Here is a 5,715-nt window from a genome sequence, read left to right on the forward strand (position 1 = left end):
CGCAAACGAGTCCCGCCAACAAGAAGCTTCTCGCCGCCTATTTCGGCGGTCGCGCCGACGCGCCGCATGCGAAGGATCTGCGCATCGCGATCAAGGCCGACGCGATCGACTGCCGCGCCGGCAACGACGACATCACGTCGCGCGCCTGCGAATTGACCTTCGGCGCCAAGAAAGTGGAGCTGCACGGCCGCAAGGCGCATGAACTCTATGCGACCTTGATCGAGAATGGCGTCGTCCCGGAAGGCGCCGCCGGCGCCTCGCATGCGTCGGTCACCGCCCTCGACTGCATCGTCGACGCCGATGAGGTGGCGGAAAAAGCCGGCGGCGGCGCGCGCTGCGCCTATAACCCCTGACGCTTGATCCGTGACTCCGGCGGCGGCGCTTGTCTTTGGCGCGGCTTTGGTCGAGAAGGCGCGTCCAGGGACAGGAGGAAACATGGCTGCGCCGGGCGTCACGGTCTTCGTTTGCGTTTCGTGTCGCGATGGCGACGACGCCCACCTCCGCCCGGGCGCGGCGTTGTTGGAGGCGCTGCGCGCGCGGCTTGGCGAGCGCAAGATCGATATTGCGGTCGAACCCGTCGAATGCCTCGCGGTGTGCAAGCGCCCGGCGACCGTCGCCTTCGCCGGCGCCGGCAAATGGACCTATGTGATCGGCGACCTCGACGGCGGCCTCCATCTCGACGATGTGATCGATTCGGCGCAGAGCTTCGCCGCGACGGACAATGGCGTCGTCGCGTGGAAGGACAGGCCTGACTGCTTCAAGAAGGGCGTGGTGTCGCGCACGCCGCCGCTGCCTTAGGGCGATTTGCCGGCGTCGGCCCGCGCGATCGCCTCGGAGATCAGCGCGCGGGCGGCCGCCGCGTCTCCCCAACCCGCGACCTTAGCCCATTTCCCGGGCTCGAGGTCCTTATAATGCAGGAAGAAATGCTCGATCCGACGCCAGGTCATTTCCTGGAGGTCGGTGTAATCCTTCACGTCGACATAGCGTTGCGTGAGCCGGGCGGAGGGCACCGCCACGATCTTTTCATCGCCGCCGGCCTCGTCGGTCATGCGCAATACGCCGATCGGCCGCACCGCGATCACGGCGCCGGGCGCCACGGGACGGGTATTGGCGACGAGCACGTCGCAGGGGTCGCCGTCGTCGGAAAGCGTATGCGGAATGAAGCCGTAATTGCCGGGGTAGCGCATCGCCGTATAGAGGAACCGATCGACGAACAGCGTGCCCGAGGCCTTGTCGAGCTCATATTTGATCGGCTCGCCGCCAAGCGGCACTTCGACGACGACATTGACTTCGTGAGGCGGGTTCGCGCCGATCGGAATGGCGTCGAGACGCATTCAAATGCTCCGATGAGAGAGATCGCGCGGCGACGACCGCCAGCGCATCGTTCGATTGTGCCAGAGGGAAACGCACGCCTGTGCGCCCGGCCGAGGGCGCGCGGCGTTGCGCGGTCGACATCCTACTGCAACTGCTTTGCGTTTGTTTCGTGAAAAAAATTACCGCACCGGCGCCGAAACGAACCCGAAGGCGACGCGCGTCAGCATGTCGGCGCCGAACCGCTCCTCGGCGCGGCGGATCGTCTGTCCGCCGAGGCTGCGATAGAAGGCGAGCGCCTTCTCATTGTCGGCGAGCGCCCAGACGATGGTGGAAAGATAGCCGTGCTCGGCGAGTTCGCGCCGCGTGGCGTTGAACAGCCGGCGGCCCAAGCCCAGCCCTTGCTGTTCAGGCGCCAGATAGATCTCGAAGATCTCGCCGGAATAGGGCATCGACGGCACGCGGTTTCGTCCATAGGTCGAGTAGCCGACGATATCGTCGTCGAAGTCGAGCACAAGAAGACCGGTGCCGCGCACGATCGCCGAATGCCACCAGCTGGGACCGCGGCGGGCGACCATCCGCTCCAGCTCGGCGCCGGGGATGACGCCGCGATAGGCGTAGCGCCACGAAGCGTCGTGAACGCGCGTGATCTGCTCGGCGTCTCCCGGACGTGCATGACGGATCGAGAATGCGGTCTTGACCATGCGTTGATGTTAGGTCCCATCGGTTCGTTTCGGCAAGAGCCCCAAGCGTTTCAGGCGTAAAATTAATCGTCGCAGGGAAGCGCACGCGGAGCGCGCAAATCCGGCCGCAACGCCGGCCGCAACGCTCTTGGCGCGCGCGGAGGCGTCCGGCGTCCCGGCGACGACGCGGCGCTTGCGAGAGAGGGCGCTCTTGCGCTATCCTCCTCGCCGTTTGCGGCCAAGCGCCGCCGGAACGGACGAGATCGTTGCCCCACGCAACCGCCTTTGCGAATTTCGATGCGACGCCGACGCGCGCGCGCGCATTCGCTCGGCCGCGTCCCTTGCCGCTTCTCGGCCTGCTGCTGCTTAGTCGCCCCTGAGCGCCCGAAGGGCTCGCGCCCAGGCTTTCAGGGGACATGTCACGCAGTCACGACAAGAGCCCCCGAGGGGGCGCGGCACAGCAGGATTTCAAAACCGATGAGCAACACGTCACAGCCCGGCGCCGTCGCAGATAACGATGGTCGCGTCTTAATCTTCGACACCACCCTGCGCGACGGCGAGCAGTCGCCCGGCGCCTCCATGACGCTCGAGGAGAAACTGGAGGTCGCGGATCTCCTGGATCAATTAGGCGTCGACATCATCGAGGCCGGCTTTCCGATCGCCAGCCCCGGCGACTTCGAGAGCGTCAGCGAGGTGGCGCGGCGCGTGAAGAACGCCTCCGTCGCCGGACTGGCGCGCGCGTCCGAAAAGGACATCGACCGCTGCGCCGAAGCGCTGCGCGACGCGAAACGTCCGCGCATCCACACCTTCATCTCCACCTCGCCCGTGCATATGAAATACAAGCTCCAGATGGAGCCGGAGCGCGTGCTGGAGATGGTCTCGGCCTCGGTGACGCGCGCGCGCAATCACATCGGCGACGTCGAGTGGTCGGCCGAGGACGGCACGCGCACGGAGCTCGATTTTCTCTGCCGCTGCGTCGAGGCCGCGATCAAGGCCGGCGCGACCACGATCAACATTCCCGACACCGTCGGCTACATCACGCCGGCGGAATATGAGCAGCTGTTCCGCACGGTGCGCGAGCGGGTGCCCAATTCCGACAAGGCGATCTTCTCCGTCCACTGTCACGACGATCTGGGATTGGCGGTCGCCAATTCGCTCGCCGGCGTGCGCGGCGGCGCGCGGCAGGTGGAATGCACGATCAACGGCATTGGCGAGCGCGCCGGCAACGCCGCGCTCGAAGAAGTCGTGATGTCGATGAAGACGCGGGCCGACGCGCTGCCCTTCTACACGAACATCGACGCCAAACTGCTGACGCGCGCGTCGAAGCTCGTGTCGGCGGTGACGTCCTTCCCGGTCCAGTACAACAAGGCGATCGTCGGGCGGAACGCTTTCGCGCATGAGAGCGGCATCCACCAGGACGGCATGCTCAAGAATGCGCACACATACGAGATCATGACGCCGGAAAGCGTCGGCGTCTCCAAGACGTCGCTCGTCATGGGCAAGCATTCCGGCCGTCACGCCTTCCGCGAGAAGCTGAAGGAGCTGGGCTACGATCTCGGCGAGAACGCGCTGCAGGACGCCTTCAACCGCTTCAAGGATTTGGCCGACCGCAAGAAATTCGTCTACGACGAGGATCTGGTCGCGCTGGTCGACGACGAGATCGTCAATGCGCATGATCATATCAAGGTCGAGGCGCTGATGGTGATGGCCGGCACCCACGGCCCGCAGTCGGCGGCCCTCACGCTCGACATCGACGGCCAGAAGCTGACCCATCAGGCGACCGGCAACGGGCCCGTCGACGCGATCTTCAACGCCATTAAGGCGCTCGCGCCGCATGACGCGACTCTGGAGCTCTTCCAGGTGCACGCCGTCACCGAAGGCACCGACGCGCAGGCGGAGGTCTCGGTGCGCTTGAGCGAAAACGGCAAGTCGGTGACCGGCCGCGGCGCCGATCCGGACACGCTCGTCGCCTCGGCGCGCGCCTATGTCTCGGCGCTGAATCGGCTGATGGCGAAGCGCGCCCGCAGCAAGCCCGAGGCGATGCAGGCGATCTAGCGCCTCACAAGTTAGTTTGACGATGCAATCCCGCCGGCTGAACCCGGCGGGATTTTTTATACAGGCCCGCGTCCGCGCCCGCTGAACTGACCCGGCGCACATGTGACGCTACCTTCAAGATATCTTTGAAGAAATCGCCGAGCGTCACGAATGGCGCGGCGCATGATCGCTGCGCCCGCGAGACGCGCCTGCGACGCCGGCCCGCCGCGCGCCTTGCCACCTGCGGAAAGTCGGGTTTATCTTCGAAATTGGGGGAATTCGCGCGTTTCAAACGGGCGCGGACGAGCGCGCTTTGGCGCAGGGGGCTGCAATGACGACTCCGGTTGAGCGTATCATCATTCGACATCTGTCGGGCTCCAAAGCCAATCAGATCGAACAATTGCCGGTTGGCGAGGCGCGCGAATTCACGATCGGCCGCGATCCGGCGTCGAAAATCGCCTTCGATCCCGTCGGCGACAGCGTCGTCAGCCGCAAACACGCCGTCATCCGCATGATCGGCGAAGGCGACACGATCTCCTTCAAGCTCTCGGACGCCGGCAGCAGCAATGGCACCTTCCTCAACGGCGAGCGGGTGACCGGGGAGGTCGAACTCCTTCCCGAAGACACGATCGAACTTGGCGCCAAGGGTCCGAAATTCGCCTTCGACGTGCAGCCGCGGCCGGCGAATTTCGCCGCCAGGACGCAGGTGATCGGGATCGGCGACACCGCCGCCACCCGCGTCATCAAGACCGCGGAAGTCGCCGCCTCGTCCGCGGTCAGCGCCGCCGCGACGGGCGCCGGCGCGGCGACAGGATCCGGCGCCGACGCCGGCGCGCCGAAGAAGGTCGGGATCGGCCAGGAAACCGTGCAGCGATTGATCGGCGAAGAGCGCGGCAAAGCCAATCGGACCGCGACCGGCGTCATCGCCGCAGTGGTCGCCTTCTTCGTGCTCGGTGGCGCGGCGCTCTATTTTGTCCAGCATCGCGAGTTCGAGCGCAGAGACGCCGAAGACAAGCTCGCCCAAACCGAGACGGACGAACGACTGTCGCGCATCCCGGACGACGTCGATCGCAAGATCGGCATGAAGCCGCGCGAAATTTACGACAAATTCGCCAAGGCGACCGTTCAGGTCGGCATGATGTGGCGCCTCTACGACAAGCAGACCGGACGGCCCATCCAGCACAAGACCGTCGATTACAAAGGCCGTCGCTATCCCGCCTATGTACAGCTGCCCAACAATCTCGGCATCGTGCGCTGGCTGACGCTCGAGGACGACCACATCACCAATCTGATGGTCGGCGGCGGCGGCACCGGCAGCGGCTTCGTCATCAGCGAGCAGGGCTACATTCTCACCAACAAACATGTCGGCGCCGGCTGGCAGGTCGGCTACGGCGCCGAAGGCGGCCGAGAAGGCATTCTCTACGATTACGTCGTCGTCACCTCGGGAAAAAAGCGGAGGGCGAAAATCAAGGAGCCGAAGGTCATCGATCTCTATGATTCGACCTACTCCGACGTGTTCCACTGGATCCCCGAATCCGGCGGCTACATCTTCAAGACGGACGATCCCACGACCGCGCTCGCCGGCAATACGCCCGACCCGAACTCCTACAACAAAGCGTCTTTCGTCGGACGCAACGAAGTCTTGGAGGTGAAGTTCCACGGCAGCCGGCTCGGCGTGAACGCCAAT

General features: G+C 65.1%; 6 protein-coding genes. 4 read left to right on the forward strand and 2 right to left on the reverse strand.

From position 1 onward, the window contains the following. Nucleotides 1-353, forward strand: a 353-nt coding sequence (locus tag AB7F41_RS17000) for a hypothetical protein (RefSeq protein WP_428406715.1), incomplete at its 5' end; no start/stop codon positions are given. Nucleotides 354-435: 82 nt separating this feature from the next. Beyond that, nucleotides 436-798, forward strand: coding sequence for a DUF1636 family protein (locus AB7F41_RS17005; RefSeq protein ID WP_428382143.1), 363 nt, complete (start codon nt 436-438; stop codon nt 796-798). Here the strand turns inward: AB7F41_RS17005 and ppa are convergent. Both ppa and AB7F41_RS17015 read right to left on the reverse strand, forming a co-directional pair. After that, a complete protein-coding gene (gene ppa / locus AB7F41_RS17010; protein WP_428382145.1) occupies nt 795-1,334 on the reverse strand; it encodes an inorganic diphosphatase in 540 nt (179 codons plus the stop codon). The genes AB7F41_RS17005 and ppa overlap by 4 nt on opposite strands. A 159-nt stretch (nt 1,335-1,493) precedes the next feature. After that, the gene (locus AB7F41_RS17015) at nt 1,494-2,015 is read right to left on the reverse strand and encodes an N-acetyltransferase family protein (protein WP_428382147.1); all 522 of its coding nucleotides are present in this window, start codon (nt 2,013-2,015) and stop codon (nt 1,494-1,496) included. Between the two features lie 456 nt (nt 2,016-2,471). Here AB7F41_RS17015 and AB7F41_RS17020 point away from each other — a divergent pair, with 456 nt between their 5' ends. Together AB7F41_RS17020 and AB7F41_RS17025 are read left to right on the forward strand one after the other, a co-directional pair. Further along, nucleotides 2,472-4,049, forward strand: a complete 1,578-nt coding sequence (locus AB7F41_RS17020; protein WP_428382149.1) for a 2-isopropylmalate synthase — start codon at nt 2,472-2,474, stop codon at nt 4,047-4,049. A 310-nt stretch (nt 4,050-4,359) separates the two neighbouring features. Continuing rightward, nucleotides 4,360-5,715: FHA domain-containing protein (locus tag AB7F41_RS17025; protein WP_428406716.1), on the forward strand; the 1,356-nt coding region annotated here is incomplete at its 3' end.

Origin of the sequence: Methylocystis sp. (assembly GCF_050251305.1) — a bacterium.
In the GTDB taxonomy this organism is placed as follows: Bacteria; Pseudomonadota; Alphaproteobacteria; order Rhizobiales; family Beijerinckiaceae; genus Methylocystis.

Coding starts and splice junctions, on each gene's coding strand:
- AB7F41_RS17005 (WP_428382143.1), top strand. CDS start 436: ATGGCTGCGCCGGGCGTCACGGTCTTCGTTTGCGTTTCGTGTCGCGAT.
- ppa (WP_428382145.1), bottom strand. CDS start 1,334: ATGCGTCTCGACGCCATTCCGATCGGCGCGAACCCGCCTCACGAAGTC.
- AB7F41_RS17015 (WP_428382147.1), bottom strand. CDS start 2,015: ATGGTCAAGACCGCATTCTCGATCCGTCATGCACGTCCGGGAGACGCC.
- AB7F41_RS17020 (WP_428382149.1), top strand. CDS start 2,472: ATGAGCAACACGTCACAGCCCGGCGCCGTCGCAGATAACGATGGTCGC.